Raw genomic sequence first — 17,511 nt, 5'->3', positions numbered from 1 at the left:
CAGTGCAGTACCTGCTTATGGGTCCTATCACAGACAACCGACCGTAACCAGCCTCATTTGCGGCCGAAGGCAAAATTAGCGTATTCTAGATCTTCGGTGCTTACGCCAACACTTGGGTTACGACCCCACGGCGTTGAGGCACAGCGAGAACCCGGCCGATTATTGAATCGGGTTCAGCACGCAAATTTAGTAATAAACGTCGAGAGAAGTGAGTTCCCAAGTGGTGTACGCGATTGTCCGCGCAGGCGGCCGCCAAGAGAAGGTTTCCGTTGGAGACTTCGTTACCCTGAACCGCGTCCCCGGTGGAGCCGGCAGCACTTTTGAGTTGCCCGCACTGCTCCTGGTAGACGGTGACAAAGTCACCTCTGCTGCTGCGGACCTGGCCAAGGTAACGGTTACGGCTGAGATCCTCGAAGACCTCCGTGGTCCGAAGATCGTCATCCAGAAGTTCAAGAACAAGACCGGTTACAAGAAGCGCCAGGGTCACCGTCAGGAATTGACCAAGGTCAAGATCACGGGTATCAAGTAACTCTTCGTTACTGTTCAGGTTCTTCAGCAGATTCCCCAGAATTTAAAGGCAGGCATTTCAAATGGCACATAAAAAAGGCGCGAGTTCCACTCGCAACGGTCGTGACTCCAACGCCCAGTACCTCGGCGTCAAGCGCTTCGGTGGTCAGGTAGTTTCCGCAGGCGAGATCATTGTCCGCCAGCGTGGCACCCACTTCCACCCGGGCGCTGGCGTTGGCCGTGGCGGCGACGACACACTGTTCGCACTGGCACCGGGAGCCGTCCAGTTCGGCACCCGCCGCGGTCGCCGCGTTGTCAACATCGTTGCTGCTGCAGCTGCAGAGTAACAAATAGTTCTGAAACGGTGGAGCGGGCCATTTGGTCCGCTCCACTATTCTTTTAACCGCATTACAATCATCTTGGCGCCCTTGGGCGTCAGGAAACAGCACTGAGGAGATCCACGTGGCGAGCTTTGTAGACCGGGTAGTACTGCACGTATCCGGCGGTACCGGCGGCCACGGCTGTGTCTCTGTTCACCGGGAGAAGTTCAAGCCCCTGGGCGGTCCCGACGGCGGCAACGGCGGCGATGGCGGTGACGTCATCCTGCGCGTTGATCACCAGACCACCACGCTGCTGGACTACCACCACGCCCCGCACCGCCACGCCACCAACGGTGGCCCCGGCATGGGTGACTGGCGCGGCGGCAAGAGCGGGGAAACCCTCATCCTGCCCGTACCGGACGGCACCGTGGTCAAGGCCAAGGACGGCACCGTCCTGGCGGACCTCGTCGGCGAAGGCGCCGAATACGTGGCGGCTGCCGGCGGTCTGGGCGGCCTTGGCAATGCCTCACTGTCCTCGCAGAAGCGCCGTGCCCCGGGCTTCGCCCTGCTGGGCATCGAGGGTGACGCCCGTGACATTGTCCTGGAACTGAAGTCCATCGCGGACATCGCACTGGTGGGTTTCCCCTCTGCTGGCAAATCCAGCCTGATCGCGGCCATGTCCGCCGCGCGGCCCAAGATCGCTGATTACCCCTTTACGACGCTGATCCCGAACCTGGGTGTTGTCCAGTCCGGTGACGTCCGCTTTACCATTGCCGACGTCCCGGGCCTCATCGAGGGCGCCAGCGAAGGCAAGGGTCTTGGCCACCACTTCCTGCGCCACGTGGAGCGCTGCGCCGCCCTGGTACACGTGCTGGACTGCGGCACGCTTGAATCGGACCGTGACCCGTTGGCGGACCTGGCCATCATCGAGGCCGAGCTGGAAAAGTACTCCGTCGACATGAGCTTCGCGGGTGCCGACGGCGAAGTGGTTGCGCTGAACCACCGCCCGCGCCTGGTCGCCTTGAACAAGGTAGACCTTCCGGACGGCAAGGACATGGCTGAATTTGTCCGCCCGGAACTCGAGTCACGCGGCTACCGGGTCTTCGAGATCTCGGCTACCAGCCACGAGGGTCTCCGCCAGCTGGGCTTCGCCATGGCGGAAATCGTCCAGGCCGCCCGTGCCGCCCTCGCGGCCGCCCCGCCCAAGGTCCAGCCGCCCATTCTGCGGCCCCGGGCTGTCAACGAATCCGGTTTCAAGATCCGCCGCGAGGAAAAGAACCTCGAGCCGCTCTTCCGCGTACTGGGCGACAAGCCCGTCCGCTGGGTCAAGCAGACCGACTTCACTAACGAGGAAGCCATCGGTTACCTCGCCGACCGCCTGGCTAAGCTCGGCGTCGAAAATGAACTGTTCAAGCAGGGCGCCACTCCGGGCGACACTGTGGTAATCGGCGAGGACGACGGCGTTGTCTTCGACTGGGAACCCACCATGATGGCTGGCGCGGAACTGCTGGCGGCGCCACGTGGCACCGACGTCCGATTCGCCGACATTGGCGACAGGCCTACCCGCGGGCAGAAGCGGGACGAGCAGGTCGAACGCCGGGAGGCCAAGGCCGCCGCCCGCGCCGAACTCGAGGCAGAGCGCAAGGCCGGGATCTGGACCGAATCGGTCAGCGGCCGCCGCGCTGCCAAGCCGGTCACTGAAAGTGGACTGGGCGTTGAAGATGACGAGTGAGGCCACTGAAATGACCGAAAATTCCGCCGTAATCATCGAGGAACCCAAAGGCGACCGCAGTGTACTCGCCCGGGCCCGCCGGATCGTTGTCAAGGTCGGGTCGTCGTCGCTGACCAGCATCAAGGGCGGCATTTCGGAAGAGTCCCTCACCGCCCTCGCAGATGTTTTGGCCGCCAAACATAACGCCGGCACGGAAATTATCCTGGTTTCCTCGGGAGCCATTTCCGCAGGGCTTGCGCCCCTCGGTCTGGTGAAGCGCCCGCGCGACCTCGCCACCCAGCAGGCTGCCGCCAGCGTGGGCCAGGGCCTGCTCATGGCGCGCTACACGCACGCATTCGGCGCCCACGGCGTCACCGTCAGCCAGGTGTTGCTGACTGCAGATGACCTCATGCGTCGCAGCCACCACGCGAACGCGTTCCGTGCACTGAACCGCCTCCTCAACCTCGGCGTGGTGCCGGTGGTCAACGAAAACGACACCGTTGCCACGCACAAGATCCGTTTCGGCGACAACGACAGGCTCTCAGCGCTAGTGGCCCATCTGGTCCGTGCTGACGCCCTGATCCTGCTGTCCGACGTCGACTCGATATACGACGGCCCGCCCGCCAAGGGCGCCAAGCGCATCTCCCAGGTGGACGGCCCCGAAGATCTTGAGGCAGTGACCATCGGGAAGCCGGGCAAGGCAGGCGTAGGCACCGGCGGAATGCAGACTAAAGTCGAGGCTGCCATCATGGCCGCCGATTCCGGCATCCCGGCGCTGGTCACCTCCACCGCGAACGCCGCAGCCGCCCTGGCCGGTGAAGACGTGGGGACCTGGTTCACCGTCAACAGCGGCCGGAAGTCCGTGCGGATGATGTGGCTCGCCCACCTGGCGCATGTCCAGGGCCGGCTCTTTCTTGACGACGGCGCCGTGCATGCTGTGCGGGACAATCGCTACTCGCTGCTCCCCGCCGGAATTTCATCGGTGGACGGCACCTTCGAAGCCGGCGACGCCGTCGAGATGGTGGCCGGCGACGGTACCATCATCGCGCGCGGTTTGGTGAATTACTCTTCCGAAGAGTTGCCCCAGATGCTGGGCCGCTCGACAGTGGAACTGGGCGAGTCCCTGGGCCGCGGCTTCGACCGTGAGGTTGTCCATATCGACGACCTGGTGCTGGTCTGAGCGGTCCGCTCGCCTAGACTTGAAGGATGACTGAGGCACTGATTTCCCAAGCCCCTGGTACGTCCAACAATTCGAACGCGGTTCCTTCCGGGCCGGAACGGGGGAGTACCCCCACTCCGGCGGAGGTCGAGGCAGCCGTCCACATCATCGCTGACCGCTCGCGGCAGGCTGCACGCCAGATGTCCGGAGCCAACCGCGCCTTGAAGGACAGTGGCCTCCGGGCAATCGGTGCTGCACTGCTGGAGCGGAAGGACTTGATCCTGTCCGCCAACGCCAAGGATGTTGCGGCCGGCAAAGCCAACGGCACGTCGGCGGCACTGCTGGACCGGCTCACCCTGACTGACACCCGGATCGACGGGCTCGTCGCTTCACTGGAGAACCTGGCCAGCCTGCCGGATCCGGTAGGAAACGTTGTCCGCGGCCAGACCCTGCCCAATGGGCTGCGCCTGCGCCAGATCAACGTGCCCATGGGAGTGGTGGCCGCCATTTACGAGGCCCGCCCCAACGTCACGGTAGATATTGCCGGACTTGGCCTCAAGAGCGGGAACGCCGTCATCCTCCGCGGCGGTACTGCTGCCGCTTTCACCAACGAAGCACTGGTCCAGATCCTTCGCGAAGCCCTGCACTCCGTCGGGCTGCCGGCGGACGCCATTCAGACTGTGGACCAGTACGGCCGTGAAGGTGCGAATGCGCTGATGCGTGCCCGCGGCCGCGTTGATGTCCTGATTCCGCGCGGCGGCCGGGATCTGATCCAGTCCGTGGTGCTGAACGCCGCCGTGCCGGTCATCGAGACCGGTGAGGGCAATGTGCATATCTTCATCGACGAATCCGCCAGCGAGGACATGGCGGTGGAGATCCTCCTGAACTCCAAGACCCAGCGGCCCAGTGTCTGCAACACCGTGGAGACCCTGCTGGTCCATTCGAAGTCCACTGTGTTGCCCGCTGTAGCCGCCGCGCTGCGCGGTGCCGGCGTCAGGCTCCATGCCGACGAGCGCATCCGGGCGGCACTGCCGTCCTCCATTGAGTCCGAGCCGGCAACTGATGAGGATTGGGCAACCGAGTACATGGACCTGGACCTCGCCGTGGCCATGGTGGACAGCCTGGATGATGCCGTGAAGCACATCCGGACCTGGACCACGGGCCACACCGAAGCCATCCTTACCAACAACCTCGCTAACGCGGAACGGTTTATCGCCGAGATTGATTCGGCGGCGGTGATCGTCAACGCGTCCACGCGGTTTACCGACGGCGGCGAGCTGGGCCTGGGTGCCGAGGTTGGCATCTCCACGCAGAAGCTGCACGCGCGCGGCCCCATGGGACTGACGGAGCTGACCACCACCAAGTGGATCGTTCAGGGCGAGGGCCAGGTCCGCGGGTAGCAACGCGGTAATATAGACAGAAGTCCGGAACGGCGGGACAATCCGCTGCCACATCCTTGAGCCTTAGGGGAGAAAATGCTACTCCAGCAGATTGCCATGACCGTTGCCGAAGGTGGGGAACACGCGCCCGCTCCGATCTGGGCTGAGCCGTGGGTCTTCGGCGTATCCATTTTCGCCATCCTGATGGTGTTGATGTTCGTGACGTGGTCCTACTCCAACCTGGGCAACCGTCACACGGTAACGGACGAGCACGCTGATCCGCATCGCCAGCACCCCAACAAGCACGACCACGGCCAAGGCCACTGACATTTCGCGTGTTCTGCACCGTGATGGTGCGCAGGGGCGGCTGCGGCTGGGCGTGATGGGCGGGACGTTTGATCCCATCCACCACGGCCACCTTGTTGCAGCCAGCGAGGTGGCCGCCAAGTTCGGCCTGGATGAAGTGGTTTTTGTCCCCACGGGGCAGCCGTGGCAGAAGTCGCACAAGCAGGTCAGCGATTCTGAGCACCGCTACCTTATGACGGTAATTGCCACGGCATCAAACCCCCGGTTCACCGTCAGCAGGGTGGATGTTGACCGGCCCGGTCCCACGTATACCATTGATACCTTGCGGGATCTCCGGACCCAGCGTCCGGATGCGGATCTGTTTTTCATTACCGGTGCGGATGCGCTTGCGCAGATCCTGTCCTGGAAGGACATTGACGAGCTGTGGTCCCTGGCGCATTTTGTCGGCGTGACACGGCCAGGACATGTGCTTGATGGCATGGGCCGCAAAGACGTGAGCCTTCTCGAGGTGCCCGCCATGGCCATCTCGTCCACGGACTGCCGTGTCCGTGTAGCAGGGAACAACCCCGTTTGGTACCTCGTGCCGGACGGAGTGGTCCAATACATCGCCAAATATGGTCTGTACGCCGAGGGACCAGATCCCGAGGACGTCCGAACTACCAAAACAGATGAGCCAGCCAGTACTGAATGAGTCCTCAATGAGTCAGGAAAAGCCCCCCGTCCGCAGCCGCCGCGAACTGCGACAGGCCAGAGATGAGAACACGGCTCCCGGGTCCAACCGCCCGGGCCAGATTTCGCCTGCCTCAAAACAACGGCGCGCGGCTGATACCCCGGTGGACTCCGTCCCCGAGCAGACCCCGGCGCAGCGGTCCTCGCAGATCAGGGCCCGCGACCGCGCGGCCCTTCGTGCCATCAAGGAACTTGAGGAGAAAGAGGGCCAGCTTTCCGCTGGGGGCCCTCCGACCCGCAGGCAGCTGCGGCTCCAGCAACTGAAGGAACAGGCCGTCACTTCGGCCAATCCCATCATTCCCGCTCCCATGGGGCAGCCACTGCCAAGCCAACCTGCGCCGAGCCAACCTAAGCCAGGGCAGGCCAAACCGGGCCAGGCCAAGCCGGGTCAAACCCAGCCAGATCCGTCGAAGCCGGGTCACGGCACCGCTGTATCCGCAGAAAAGACCGGGCCCTCCGCGCCGAACAAGGATTCAGGTGTTCCGGCTGGCATGAGCGTGGAACAGGCACTCGCGGCCCGAGCCCTCATCGCTGAGCAGGCCAGGAACCAACTGGCCAAGATGGAACACATCGCCTCGCTGGACCCCGAAGCTGTGGATCCGGACATCCTTGCGGAACAGATCGCCTTGGCCGAGCGTGCGGCGGTGCTCAACCGCCGGGCAATGGCCAAGCAGAAGCTGGCCGAGCAGGCTGCCCCTGCGCAGCCAGTACCTGCGCCCACGCAGGCTGCCTCCACGCAGGCCACCGAATCCGTTCCCCGGACTGGCCCGGCCACCGCCGATAACCTGGCCATGGTGACGCCGCTGGAATTTGTGCAGGTACCCGGCATCGACCGTCCTGTGATGAAACCCCCGGCGACCTCTTACGTGCCACTGATGACCCAGCCCGGACCGAAGGTCAGGGCTGGCGGGAAGGGCCGCCGGCCGTCCACTGCTTCAACGGCGCCGGCCGCGGGTTCTGCGCAGGCAGCCGCTGCGGGCCGTTCCAGTGTGATCGCCCGTGCGGAAGCTGCTGCCAGAGCGGCCACGGCGCCGAAAAGTATCGTCCCCGTCCAGCCCGTCATGCCTGATATGCCGGTGGGGGAGCCGGACGACCTGTTTGATGACCTGCCGCGCATCCCGGCACGGTCAGCACACGGGCTGGAGCCGCTGGATGCGGCAACGGCAGGCCTGGCCCGCGCGAAACGGCTCCGTCTCATGCAGGTCCTCGTTCTGGCTTTTGGGATCGTGGCCCTTATTTGCGGCGTCATCCTCATTGTCAGCGGCATCTCCGGCTGACCAGGTATCGCCTTCTTTACGAAGCTTTAGAAAACTACAAGGAGTCCCATGACTGCAACAGATTCATCCATCGCCATTGCCCGCCAAGCCGCCAAGGCCGCCGCGGACAAGATTGCCCACGACATCGTGGCCCTCGATGTCAGCGAACGGCTGGCACTGGCAGACGTTTTCCTCATCGCCTCCGCGCCGAGCGAGCGCCAGGTCAACGCCATCGTTGACGGCATCGAAGAAGAACTTTCCAAGCAGGACCTCCGTCCGGTACGCCGCGAAGGCCGCTCCGGCGGGCGCTGGGTACTGCTGGATTACTCGGACATCGTCATCCACGTCCAGCATGAAGAGGACCGCGTTTTCTACGCCCTGGAGCGTCTGTGGAAGGACTGCCCTGTAGTTGACCTGCAGCTGGGCGAAGACAGCTCAGCCAAGACGACGGCGGCTTCCGACTCCGAATAGCAGGCCTCGCGGGCCCGAATATGCCCGATTTGGAATTTTCGGAATAGCTGGTCTAAGATATTTGAGTTGCTCCGGGGAGACCACGGAGTAACGAAGGTTCGGGGCTGTGGCGCAGCTGGTAGCGCACCTGCATGGCATGCAGGGGGTCAGGGGTTCGAGTCCCCTCAGCTCCACCGGATAATCCGCCGGAATCGAAAGATTCCGGCGGATTTTTTTATGGCAGGAAAACTCACCTACCGATTGGCGCCCTGCGCAGATTTCTATTAAGCTGATCAGGTTGCTTCGGGCGGTCTGCACCGCTTGTCGGGCACAAGTTTGGGGCTGTGGCGCAGCTGGTAGCGCACCTGCATGGCATGCAGGGGGTCAGGGGTTCGAGTCCCCTCAGCTCCACCAAACAGGACCATGGTCCGTAAAAAGGAGCCACCCGGCCGGGTGGCTCCTTTTTGTTTCCTGAGCGAGCCCGGGGCGGTAGGCACCCGGGTAGTGAAAGTTCAAATCCACTCACTCCGACGCAGCGGCGGCCCGTCTCCGCCCGCACGCTGGACCAGTACCTGGTTCACGCCCGTGATCCCGGTTTCAAAGCCCAGGGCACTTGAGGCCATATAGAGCCGCCACACGCGTGCCTGGCCCAGGCTGGTGAGCCGGACGGCTTCGTCCCAGTTCGCTTCGAGCCTGCGCACCCACGCCCGCAGGGTCAGCGCATAGTGTTGGCGCAGGGCCTCCACGTCCAGCACCTCAAACCCGCCGGTCTCCAGCGAGCTGACCATCTCGGCCAGGCTGATCATCTCGCCGTCCGGAAAGACGTAGCGTGGAATGAAAGAATCCGGATCAGGCTTGGTTCGCCCGGCGTTCCACGAGATGGCGTGGTTGAGCAGCCGGCCGCCGGGACGGAGCAGGCCGTGCAGCACGTCGACGTAGTGGGGTGTCTGTTCCCGGCCCACGTGTTCGGACATCCCGATGGAGCTGATGGCGTCGAACGGCCCGTCGGAGATATCCCGGTAATCCTGCACCCGGATATCGATGTTTTCCGTCAGACCGGCGTGGGCCGCACGTTTGCGTGCGAGCACGGCTTGCTCCGTGGAAAGCGTCACCCCCACCACCGTGACGCCGTAGTGCTGCCCGGCGTGCAACGCGAAGCTGCCCCAGCCACAGCCCACATCCAGCACCCTCATCCCGGGCCTCAGCCCCAGCTTCCGGCAGACGAGGTCCAGCTTGGCCTCTTGTGCCTCATCCAGTCCGGCCGGCAGGCCGCGGCCGGCGGGGACGCCGCCGTCGGGTCCGTCCGCCCACACGGCGCAGGAGTAGACCATCGACGGTCCCAACACGAGGGCGTAAAAGTCGTTGCCGACGTCGTAATGGTGCGAGATGGCCGCGGCGTCGCGCTGCCGGGTGTGGAGCCGGCCCTTCCGCGTGACCTTTGCTTCCTCCGGCGGCGGAGCAGGGTTGGCGCCCACCGCGCCAAGCCGGACGGCCGCCCCGAACAGCGTGGCGAGTTCGCGCGGAGTCAGGGGCCGGAAGGGGCCGGGCTCGGAAAACTTTCCCACCGAGCTGAGAGCCGTGAAGGCGGCAAAGATGTCGCCGGGGGCGTCGATGTCCCCGGCGACGTAGGCGCGGCTGAGCCCGAGCTGCCCGGGTGACCACAGGATCCGGCGCAGGGCCTGGCGTGACCTGAACTCGAGGACCGGGGCGTCGGGCGGCCCCGCCTCGGAACCGTCCCACGCCCGGAGGCGCAGGGGTATCTCCGCCGTGCCCAGCACAATGCCCAGTGCGTTGGCCAGCAGCGACGCCGCCCCTTTTTCCGTTGTCATGGTCCTCGCCTTTCGTCTGCCTAGGGCCAACAGTACGACGGCGGCGCGCGCCTGTCAGCGCAGCGGCGCGTTTATCATGGGGGAGTGAATGAGACGTTGCCGCCATGCCCCGAATGTTCCAGTGCCTACACCTACGAAATGGGTGCGCTCCTGGTCTGCCCGGAATGCGGCCACGAGTGGACCGCCGAGGCAGCGGAGGCCACGGCACAGGCCGGGCCGCGGGTCATAAAGGACGCAGTGGGGAACATCCTCGCCGACGGCGACACCGTCACGGTGGTCAGGGACCTGAAAATCAAGGGCAGCTCCGGTGTCATCAAGGTAGGCACCAAGGTCCGGGGCATCAGGCTGATGGACGGTGTGGGCGATCACGACATCGACTGCAAAGTGGACGGTGTGGGGCCGATGCAGCTCAAATCCTCTGTGGTGAAGAAGGTCTAGCAGGAAACCGGCCACGAGCATGGACTACGGAACCACGGCCGTTGTGGTCATCGGCACTGTGGGTGGCGGCACAACGGGTGCGTTGGACCGGCGTCGTCCACCATCGGAGCAAACAGGGCGGGCCGGGCGGCCGTCACCGCCATCCTCAAACTGCCCGCGCTTGCACCAACCGCATCAACAACCAGTACATGACCAGATCGCAGGAACCAGTGGCACAGAACACTCTTGAGGACATCTTCGGCACGCTCCGGCGCCACCCGGACGTCGAAGCCCCGAACCTCCAGGCCTGGGACGCCACAGACCGGCTCCTGTTGGAAGCCGCCGCAGCGCGCACGGAACCGGAGGCGCGGCTGGCAGTGATCGGGGACCGCTACGGCGCCCTCACCCTTGGTGCACTGGGCGCCCTGGGGGTCCGGCGGGTCCGTGTTCACGAGGATCTCATCACCGGAGAGCGCGCCCTGCGGAACAATGCCGCCGGGTTGGGCTTCGAAGCCGCAGCTCCCGGAGCCGTTGGCGCCACTGGGTTCGAACAATCTCCGCTGGGGGAGGAACTGCTGTCCGGCGCGGAGCTGGTGCTGCTTCAACTGCCGCGGACGCTGGCGGAGCTTGAGGAAATCGCAGCCGCCGTGGCGCGTTATGCCGCCCCTGACGTGGTGCTGCTCGCCGGCGGGCGGATCAAACACATGTCCCTGGGAATGAACGCGGTCCTCGAACGCTATTTCGAGACGGTCCAGCCGCAGCTGGCACGGCAGAAATCCCGGATCATCCTGGCCAGCGGCGCAGGGCAAACTGAGACGCATGAGTGGAGTCCCGCCGTCGAACGCCTTGCCGAGTTGGACCTGAACGTCGCTGCGCACGGTGCCGTCTTTGCTGGGGCGAAACTGGACATCGGGACCAGGTTCCTCCTGACCTTCCTGCCGGAGATGCCTGAAGCCGGGCACGCCATCGATCTGGGCTGTGGCACCGGTATCCTTGCCGCCATGTACGCCCGCCAGAACCCGGCCTCAAGGGTCACGGCCACGGACCGGTCCGCCGCCGCCGTCGCGTCCGCCCGGGCCACGGCGCAGGCCAACGGCCTCGAGGAGCGGATTACCGCCCTCCAGGATGACGCGATGAGCACCCTCCCGGCCGGAAGCGCCGAGCTGGTCCTGTTGAATCCGCCCTTCCACCTGGGCGCCAGTGTTCATGCCGGAGCGGGCATCAAACTATTCGAGGCGGCAGCCAGGGTCCTGGCGCCGGGCGGTGAGCTGTGGACGGTGTTCAACCGGCACCTGCAGTACCTCCCGGCGCTGGAGCGGCTGGTGGGTCCCACCACTGAGAGGGGCGGCAATCCAAAGTTCACGGTGGCGGTCAGCACCAGACGGCCGTAGGCGCGCCAGCACGGCAAGGTGGCGCCCCCGGCCGCGGCGCGGCCCAACCTCCGGCTCTGGGCGTTGATCAGGAGGTAACGTACCATTCAGACATCATCATGAATACGCGGCCGAAAACCTAGGGGAGACCGTGCCAGAAATCCGCCAGTCCTCGGCGCCACGGCGCGGGACTAATCTTCCGCGCATGGGGGACTTTAACCTCACGGTCATCCTCGATGCCATCCGCCGGTCTTCCGGGGGTCTGAGCCGCGTGGAGCTCGCCCAGATTGTGGGCCTCTCGCCGCAGACTATCTCCAACATTTCCCGCCGCCTGCTGGACCAGCACCTGATCGTCGAAGCCGGCAAAGAAGGCAGCGGCCCTGGCAAACCGCGCACCATGCTACGCCTCAACCCCGGCGGCATGTACGCCATCGGCGTCCACCTGGACCCCGCCGTCACCACGTTCGTGGTCCTCGATCTCGTGGGCGCCGTTGTGCAGCATTCACGGATCAAAACACCCGGCGGGAATGATCCCGCCGCCGTCATGTCCACCATGGCCACCGAGATCGAACAGCTGGTCACCGAGTCCGGCGTGGACACCAGCAGGATCGCCGGCCTGGGCCTGGCCGCGCCGGGACCCATCGACCTGGACAATGGCACCGTGGTGGATCCGCCGCTGCTGCCGGGCTGGGACCGTGTGGGACTCCGGGACGCGCTGGCCAAGGCCACGGGCTATTCCGTCCTCGTGGATAAGGACGTCACCAGCGCCGCCGTCGCCGAAACATGGGCCGGCGGGCCCAGCGGCTCGGGCAGCTTCATCTTTATGTATATGGGAACCGGGATCGGCTGCGGCATCGTCCTCAACGATGAAGTTGTCCGCGGAACCTCGGGGAATGCGGGCGAGATCGGCCACATTGTGGTGGATCCCGATGGCCCGCTCTGCGACTGCGGCCTCCGCGGCTGTGTAAAGTCCTCGGCCATCCCGCAGGTGCTCGTCGCCGAGGCCGTTGCCGCCGGTATTCTGGACGGCTCAGGAAAGGACGCCAGCGGCGCCGAAGTGCAGCAGAGCTTTGCTCAGCTGTGCGACCTCGCCGATGCCGGCGACCCCAAGGCCCTGGCGATCATCGACACCTCAGCCGTGTTGGTGGCCCGGGCCGTCTCCGTGGTCACCAACACCCTGGATGTGGAACGGGTGGTGTTCGGCGGGCCGTTCTGGAGCCGGATCGCTGACCGTTACCTGGCCAAGATCCCGGCACTGGTTGACGCCAACAGCGCGGCCCGCCTGATCCACACCATCGAGGTAGTCGGGACGGGTGTCGGTGAGGACGTGGGCGCCATTGGAGCAGCCTGTCTGGTCCTGGAGCATACGCTGGCGCCCCGGGCCCAGCGGCTTCTCCTGGAAGTCTGAACCGGACGTCTGACCGGGGTCTCCTTGCCAGTGGCAGGAGCCCCATCTAGCATGTGGATATCGCCGCGGCTGGGGCCCGCAGGTACAGGGGACGGCAGCCATTGACTGAATGGAGCACTAATGCGCCGGGCCCTCAACTTCACCTCACTCATCGCTGCAGCGGGCTTGGTGTTGACCGCATGTTCCCCCGCTGCCCCCGAAGCGGAGACCAAAACACTGAAGGTGGTCTATCAAAAGACCGATTCCTTCACTGCCCTGGACACGCTCTTCCAGTCGGCCAAGCAGGAGTTTGAGGCCGCCAACCATGGCGTCACGGTTGCCCTGGAGCCCATCCAGGCGAACGACGACGACTACGGCACCAAGCTTGCCCTCGCCCTCCGTTCGCCCTCCACTGCCCCGGACGTCTTCTATGAGGACACCTTCAAGGTGCGTTCCGACGTCGACGCCGGGTACCTCCTGAAGCTGGACAGTCACCTTGAGGGGTGGGAGGACTGGGATACCTTCGATGCTGGCGCCAAGGCCGCCGGCCTGGGGGACGACGGCGGTACGTACGCGGTCCCGCTGGGCACCGACACCCGCGGTATCTGGTACAACAAAAAGGTGCTCGCCGCCGCGGGGGTCAGCGTCCCGTGGGAGCCCCGCACCTGGCAGGACATTTTGGACACTGCCCGCAAAATCAAGGCCAGCGACGCCTCCGTGGTGCCGTTCAACATGTACGCCGGCACGGCCACCGGCGAAGGCACCGTAATGCAGAGCTTCTACGAACTGCTCTACGGAACGGAATCCGAACTCTACGATGCCGACGCCAAGAAGTGGGTAGTCGGTGCCCCGGGGTTCACCGACTCGTTGGCGTTCCTTAAGACCCTCTACGACGAAAAACTGGCCGTCTCCCCGGCGGAGGCCCTCGACGCGAATGTGTGGAAGAAGATTTTCGGCGAATGGCTGCCGCAGGGCAAGATGGGCGCCACTGTGGAGGGTTCCTATGCGCCGTCGTTCTGGCAGAAGGGCGGCAGCTACGAATGGGCCGGGTACGGGCAGGACATGGGCGTCGCAGCGTTCCCCACCCAGAACGGCCAGGCACCCGGCGGCGTCAGTATGTCCGGCGGCTGGACCCTGGCGGTAGGGGCGGAGACCAAAAACCCCGACCTCGCGTTTGAGTTCCTCGCCACGGCCCTGAACCAGAAGAACTCCCTGGCCTTCAACATCGCCAGCTCCCAGATCGCCGTGCGGAAGGACGTCGCCGCCGACACCGGCTACCAGGCGGCCAACCCGTTTGTGAAGGACGTGTCCGAGCTTGTGGCCGTTACGCACTACCGTCCCGCAACCGCCGACTACCCCCGGATCTCCGCGGCCGTCCAGGAGGCCTCTGAAGCCGTGATCACCGGGGCGAAATCCCCGGAGCAGGCTGCCGCCGACTATGACACGGCGGTGAAAGGCATTGTGGGTGAGGCCAAGACCGTCACCAAGTAGCCTGTGGCGGTTTCCCCAGCGCGTCACCAGACCGGCCACCGGCGGCGTCGCCCCGGACGCCGGCGCCGGACACGGCTGCTCCCGGTTCTCCCGGCCGTCCTCCTGCTGCTTGTGTTTTTGGCCGGTCCCGTGCTGTGGGCCTTCCACGCGTCATTCACCAACGCTGCCCTGACCGGCCGCAACGCCCGCAATCCAGGCTGGATCGGGTTCGACAATTACGCGAGGCTCCTGTCCGATCCGATGCTGCCGCTCTCGCTCGGCTTGACGGTCCTGTTCGTGGGCGGCTCGGCTATCCTGGGCCAGAACCTGCTGGGGCTCACCCTCGCGGTGCTGATGCGGCGGGCCCGCCGAACGGTGGCCGCCGTCGTCGGTACTGCGGTGGTGGCTGCGTGGGTGCTTCCCGAGATCGTGGCCGCCTTCGCCGCTTACGCCTATTTCAGCCGGGACGGGACCCTGAACCAGCTGCTCGGCGGATTGGGGCTCGGGCAGACCGACTGGCTGTATTCGTTCCCGATGGTCGCCATCCTGCTTGCCAACATCTGGCGGGGCACGGCGTTCTCCATGCTCGTCTACCGCGCCGCGCTCAATGACATTCCCGGCGAGGTCACGGAGGCCGCGCTGATGGACGGTGCCGGTGGCTGGCAGCGGCTGGCCTTCATCAGCATCCCCATGATCCGCGGCAGCATCGTCACCAACCTGATGCTTATCACCCTGCAGACGCTGGCGGTGTTCACCCTCATCTGGGTGATGACAGCGGGCGGTCCCGCCAACGCCAGCACTACGCTGCCGGTGCTGGCGTACCTGGAGGCCTTCAAGTTCGGCGACATCGGCTACGGCACGGCGGTGGCGTCGGTGCTGATCCTTATTGGCGTGGTGTTCGGTGCCGCCTACGTCCGGCTCCTGCGGGAGAGCAAACCATGACGACGACGGCGGGGACCTCCGCGCGGGGGCAGCTGCGGTCCGGGACGGGCGCGGTTTCCCGTGCCCGGCGGCGTGCCCGGCTGCCAGCGGACGTGTCCCTGGTCCTGATCGGCGCCTGCTTTGTCCTGCCGCTGCTCTGGCTGGTGTTTGCGTCCCTTGATGCCTCCGCCGGACACGAGGCAAGGCTCCCGGGTCGGGTCTCCCTGGATAACTTTGCCGCCATCATGACACCGGGGCTGCTGTTCCAGCCGCTTTGGAACAGCATGGTGCTGTCCGCCGGCACGGCCGCCGTGAACCTCGTGGCAGCAGTCCTGGCGGCCTACCCGCTGTCCCGCTACCAGTCCAGGTTCAACAAGCCGTTTATGTACACCGTCCTGTTTGGAACCTGCCTTCCCATCACGGCCATCATGGTGCCGGTGTACGGGTTGTTTGTGCAGCTTCAACTGCTGGATTCGATGCCCGCCACGATCTTTTTTATGGCCACTACCACGTTGCCCATGGCCATCTGGATGACGAAGAACTTTATGGACGCCGTCCCGGTGTCGTTGGAGGAAGCGGCCTGGGTGGACGGTGCGTCAGGATTAACGGCGCTGCGGACCATCGTCCTGCCCCTGATGCGGCAGGGGCTGGGCGTGGTGTTCATTTTTGTGTTCATCCAGGCCTGGGGGAACTTCTTCGTCCCATTCGTCCTGCTCCTGTCCGAAGCCCGTCAGCCCGCGGCGGTGTCGATCTTCAGCTTCTTCGGACAGCACGGCGCAGTGGCGTACGGCCAGCTAGCCGCCTTCTCCATCCTGTATTCAGTCCCGGTGCTGGCCCTGTACGTCATTGTGGCCAGGGGCGCGGGCAGTTCCTTCGCGCTCTCGGGTGCAGTGAAGGGCTGAGCGCGGCCCGGGGCTGGCGATGCGGGCCGAGCCGTCAGTCGATGTCCTCGACCACCACTCCGAAGGGGATGCTGTCATCGAGGTGGGCCTGGTGGCCGTGAGGCAGGTTGAGCACCCGCACACCGTGGGCCTGATCCGCCGCCGACTGCATCAGGATGGGCCGAACGGTGTTGATGAAACTCTCGCTTTTTCCTGCGAGATACTCCTGATAACTGGCTGGTAGCTGGCTCATTCCACCAGAATAGACCTGCAGACCCGCGATGGGGAGGGGTCCCCATTGCGGCCTGACCTGCAGGTGGCTTGGATAGGATGGCGGGCGGAGTGCAGCCGCCCGGCAGCACGCGGCCTACCAACCGTCCACCACCAGCCATCAGGGGGAAATCCATTGCTTCAGACCAGTGCGCCCGCACGACTCGAACCGGCGGAACTGGCGCGTGCACAGCAGGTGGTGGCGAACATTTCCCGCAGCTTCGAGGCCAAAGTGGTGGGCCAGGCACGGCTGCGTGAATCCCTGCTGGTGGGCCTGATGACCGGCGGGCACATCCTGCTGGAAAGCGTTCCGGGCCTGGCGAAGACCACCGCCGCCCAGACTGTGGCCGAAGCAGTGAGTGCAGAATTCCGCAGGATCCAGTGCACGCCGGACCTGCTGCCCAGCGACATCGTGGGCACGCAGATCTACGACGCCGCCAAGGGCACCTTCATCACCCAGCTGGGGCCGGTGCACGCCAACATCGTCCTGCTCGATGAGATCAACCGGTCCAGCGCCAAGACCCAAAGTGCCATGCTGGAAGCCATGCAGGAGCGGCAGACCTCCATCGGGGGAGAGGAATACCGGCTGCCGTCCCCGTTTATGGTGCTGGCCACCCAGAACCCGATCGAGCAGGAAGGCACGTACCAGCTGCCGGAGGCGCAGATGGACCGCTTTATGCTCAAGGACGTGCTGGACTACCCCACGCCGGCCGAGGAGACGGAAATCATCCGCCGGATCGACGCCGGGGTCTTCAGCGCCGAGCAGAAGCCGGCGGCCGCGGCCTCGCTGGACGCCGTCATCGGCGTGCAGGAGTTGGTGAAGCGGATCTACATCGACCCGGCCATCATCAACTACATCGTGGGCCTGGTGTTCGTCACCCGGAACGCCGGGCAGTACATCGACCAGCGCCTCGCCGGCTTCATCGAATTCGGTGCCAGCCCGCGCGCCAGCATTGCCTTCAGCCAGGCCGCCCGGGCAGTGGCACTGCTCAGCGGCAGGGACCATGTGATCCCGGAGGACGTGAAGTCCCTCGCCCACCGTGTGCTGCGGCACCGCCTCATCCTGGGATTCGACGCCGTTGCGGAGCAGGTGCCGGTGGAGACGATCATCGATGCGGTCGTAGCCTCCGTCCAGACTCCCTGAGGCTG

At 65.0% G+C, this 17,511-nt stretch carries 18 protein-coding genes and 2 tRNA genes; 18 read left to right on the top strand and 2 right to left on the bottom strand.

The window, feature by feature from the left end:
• Positions 1-220: 220 nt before the first annotated feature.
• From rplU to QK290_RS11770, 11 genes are all read left to right on the top strand, one after another.
• Positions 221-529, top strand: a complete 309-nt coding sequence (gene rplU / locus QK290_RS11820) for a 50S ribosomal protein L21 (RefSeq protein WP_018773353.1) — start codon at positions 221-223, stop codon at positions 527-529.
• A 61-nt stretch (positions 530-590) separates the two neighbouring features.
• On the top strand, positions 591-854 hold the full coding sequence (rpmA, locus tag QK290_RS11815; protein ID WP_056340543.1) for a 50S ribosomal protein L27: 264 nt from the start codon (positions 591-593) through the stop codon (positions 852-854).
• Positions 855-969: 115 nt separating this feature from the next.
• Positions 970-2,559 carry a GTPase ObgE gene (obgE, locus tag QK290_RS11810; protein WP_282330842.1) on the top strand — a complete coding sequence of 530 codons (1,590 nt, stop codon included), beginning with the start codon at positions 970-972 and terminating at the stop codon, positions 2,557-2,559.
• A 10-nt stretch (positions 2,560-2,569) separates the two neighbouring features.
• Entirely contained in the window at positions 2,570-3,718 is a 1,149-nt protein-coding gene (gene proB, locus QK290_RS11805) for a glutamate 5-kinase (RefSeq protein ID WP_282330841.1), read from the top strand.
• Between the two features lie 26 nt (positions 3,719-3,744).
• Complete coding sequence (locus QK290_RS11800; protein ID WP_282330840.1) at positions 3,745-5,097, top strand: glutamate-5-semialdehyde dehydrogenase; 1,353 nt, start codon at positions 3,745-3,747, stop codon at positions 5,095-5,097.
• Between the two features lie 75 nt (positions 5,098-5,172).
• On the top strand, positions 5,173-5,403 hold the full coding sequence (locus QK290_RS11795) for a hypothetical protein (RefSeq protein WP_282330839.1): 231 nt from the start codon (positions 5,173-5,175) through the stop codon (positions 5,401-5,403).
• Between the two features lie 40 nt (positions 5,404-5,443).
• On the top strand, positions 5,444-6,073 hold the full coding sequence (gene nadD, locus QK290_RS11790; protein WP_282330889.1) for a nicotinate-nucleotide adenylyltransferase: 630 nt from the start codon (positions 5,444-5,446) through the stop codon (positions 6,071-6,073).
• A gap of 7 nt (positions 6,074-6,080) precedes the next feature.
• Positions 6,081-7,388, top strand: a complete 1,308-nt coding sequence (locus QK290_RS11785) for a hypothetical protein (RefSeq protein WP_282330838.1) — start codon at positions 6,081-6,083, stop codon at positions 7,386-7,388.
• A gap of 48 nt (positions 7,389-7,436) precedes the next feature.
• The gene (rsfS, locus tag QK290_RS11780; protein ID WP_282330837.1) at positions 7,437-7,838 is read left to right on the top strand and encodes a ribosome silencing factor; all 402 of its coding nucleotides are present in this window, start codon (positions 7,437-7,439) and stop codon (positions 7,836-7,838) included.
• Positions 7,839-7,938: 100 nt separating this feature from the next.
• A tRNA-Ala gene (locus QK290_RS11775) sits at positions 7,939-8,011 on the top strand.
• 144 nt (positions 8,012-8,155) lie between these two features.
• A tRNA-Ala gene (locus tag QK290_RS11770) sits at positions 8,156-8,231 on the top strand.
• Between the two features lie 98 nt (positions 8,232-8,329).
• On the opposite strand, the gene QK290_RS11765 is transcribed toward QK290_RS11770, so the two are convergent.
• Entirely contained in the window at positions 8,330-9,646 is a 1,317-nt protein-coding gene (locus QK290_RS11765) for a cyclopropane-fatty-acyl-phospholipid synthase family protein (protein ID WP_282330836.1), read from the bottom strand.
• Between the two features lie 84 nt (positions 9,647-9,730).
• Here QK290_RS11765 and QK290_RS11760 point away from each other — a divergent pair, with 84 nt between their 5' ends.
• The 6 genes from QK290_RS11760 to QK290_RS11735 all read left to right on the top strand — a co-directional run bounded on the left by QK290_RS11760 (position 9,731) and on the right by QK290_RS11735 (position 16,113).
• Entirely contained in the window at positions 9,731-10,084 is a 354-nt protein-coding gene (locus QK290_RS11760; RefSeq protein ID WP_282330835.1) for a zinc ribbon domain-containing protein YjdM, read from the top strand.
• Between the two features lie 188 nt (positions 10,085-10,272).
• Positions 10,273-11,454: a methyltransferase gene (locus tag QK290_RS11755; protein ID WP_282330834.1), complete on the top strand. Its 1,182-nt coding sequence runs from the start codon at positions 10,273-10,275 to the stop codon at positions 11,452-11,454.
• Positions 11,455-11,638: 184 nt separating this feature from the next.
• Positions 11,639-12,841 carry an ROK family transcriptional regulator gene (locus tag QK290_RS11750; RefSeq protein WP_282330833.1) on the top strand — a complete coding sequence of 401 codons (1,203 nt, stop codon included), beginning with the start codon at positions 11,639-11,641 and terminating at the stop codon, positions 12,839-12,841.
• Positions 12,842-12,961: 120 nt separating this feature from the next.
• Positions 12,962-14,311: an extracellular solute-binding protein gene (locus QK290_RS11745; protein WP_282330832.1), complete on the top strand. Its 1,350-nt coding sequence runs from the start codon at positions 12,962-12,964 to the stop codon at positions 14,309-14,311.
• A 75-nt stretch (positions 14,312-14,386) separates the two neighbouring features.
• A complete protein-coding gene (locus QK290_RS11740; RefSeq protein ID WP_282330888.1) occupies positions 14,387-15,232 on the top strand; it encodes a sugar ABC transporter permease in 846 nt (281 codons plus the stop codon).
• The gene (locus tag QK290_RS11735) at positions 15,229-16,113 is read left to right on the top strand and encodes a carbohydrate ABC transporter permease (protein ID WP_282330831.1); all 885 of its coding nucleotides are present in this window, start codon (positions 15,229-15,231) and stop codon (positions 16,111-16,113) included. Before QK290_RS11740 ends, QK290_RS11735 begins: the two co-directional genes overlap by 4 nt.
• Positions 16,114-16,147: 34 nt before the next feature.
• Here QK290_RS11735 and QK290_RS11730 read toward each other — a convergent pair whose 3' ends face one another.
• Positions 16,148-16,345 carry a hypothetical protein gene (locus QK290_RS11730; protein WP_282330830.1) on the bottom strand — a complete coding sequence of 66 codons (198 nt, stop codon included), beginning with the start codon at positions 16,343-16,345 and terminating at the stop codon, positions 16,148-16,150.
• Between the two features lie 153 nt (positions 16,346-16,498).
• Here QK290_RS11730 and QK290_RS11725 point away from each other — a divergent pair, with 153 nt between their 5' ends.
• Positions 16,499-17,506 (top strand): MoxR family ATPase, encoded by a 1,008-nt coding sequence (locus QK290_RS11725; protein WP_282330829.1) that lies wholly within the window; start codon positions 16,499-16,501, stop codon positions 17,504-17,506.
• The last annotated feature ends 5 nt before the right edge of the window (positions 17,507-17,511 follow it).

Origin of the sequence: Pseudarthrobacter sp. AL07 (genome assembly GCF_029960665.1) — a bacterium.
In the GTDB taxonomy this organism is placed as follows: Bacteria; Actinomycetota; Actinomycetes; order Actinomycetales; family Micrococcaceae; genus Arthrobacter.
Note: the sequence above shows the minus strand (reverse complement) of the source record. Positions and strands in the feature narration are given on the sequence as shown.

What these genes read in the sequence shown, in the direction of transcription:
- rpmA (WP_056340543.1), top strand. Translation starts at nt 591, where the DNA reads ATGGCACATAAAAAAGGCGCGAGTTCCACTCGCAACGGTCGTGACTCC.
- proB (WP_282330841.1), top strand. Translation starts at nt 2,570, where the DNA reads ATGACCGAAAATTCCGCCGTAATCATCGAGGAACCCAAAGGCGACCGC.
- QK290_RS11800 (WP_282330840.1), top strand. Translation starts at nt 3,745, where the DNA reads ATGACTGAGGCACTGATTTCCCAAGCCCCTGGTACGTCCAACAATTCG.
- QK290_RS11795 (WP_282330839.1), top strand. Translation starts at nt 5,173, where the DNA reads ATGCTACTCCAGCAGATTGCCATGACCGTTGCCGAAGGTGGGGAACAC.
- QK290_RS11785 (WP_282330838.1), top strand. Translation starts at nt 6,081, where the DNA reads ATGAGTCAGGAAAAGCCCCCCGTCCGCAGCCGCCGCGAACTGCGACAG.
- rsfS (WP_282330837.1), top strand. Translation starts at nt 7,437, where the DNA reads ATGACTGCAACAGATTCATCCATCGCCATTGCCCGCCAAGCCGCCAAG.
- QK290_RS11765 (WP_282330836.1), bottom strand. Translation starts at nt 9,646, where the DNA reads ATGACAACGGAAAAAGGGGCGGCGTCGCTGCTGGCCAACGCACTGGGC.
- QK290_RS11755 (WP_282330834.1), top strand. Translation starts at nt 10,273, where the DNA reads ATGACCAGATCGCAGGAACCAGTGGCACAGAACACTCTTGAGGACATC.
- QK290_RS11750 (WP_282330833.1), top strand. Translation starts at nt 11,639, where the DNA reads ATGGGGGACTTTAACCTCACGGTCATCCTCGATGCCATCCGCCGGTCT.
- QK290_RS11745 (WP_282330832.1), top strand. Translation starts at nt 12,962, where the DNA reads ATGCGCCGGGCCCTCAACTTCACCTCACTCATCGCTGCAGCGGGCTTG.
- QK290_RS11735 (WP_282330831.1), top strand. Translation starts at nt 15,229, where the DNA reads ATGACGACGACGGCGGGGACCTCCGCGCGGGGGCAGCTGCGGTCCGGG.
- QK290_RS11730 (WP_282330830.1), bottom strand. Translation starts at nt 16,345, where the DNA reads ATGAGCCAGCTACCAGCCAGTTATCAGGAGTATCTCGCAGGAAAAAGC.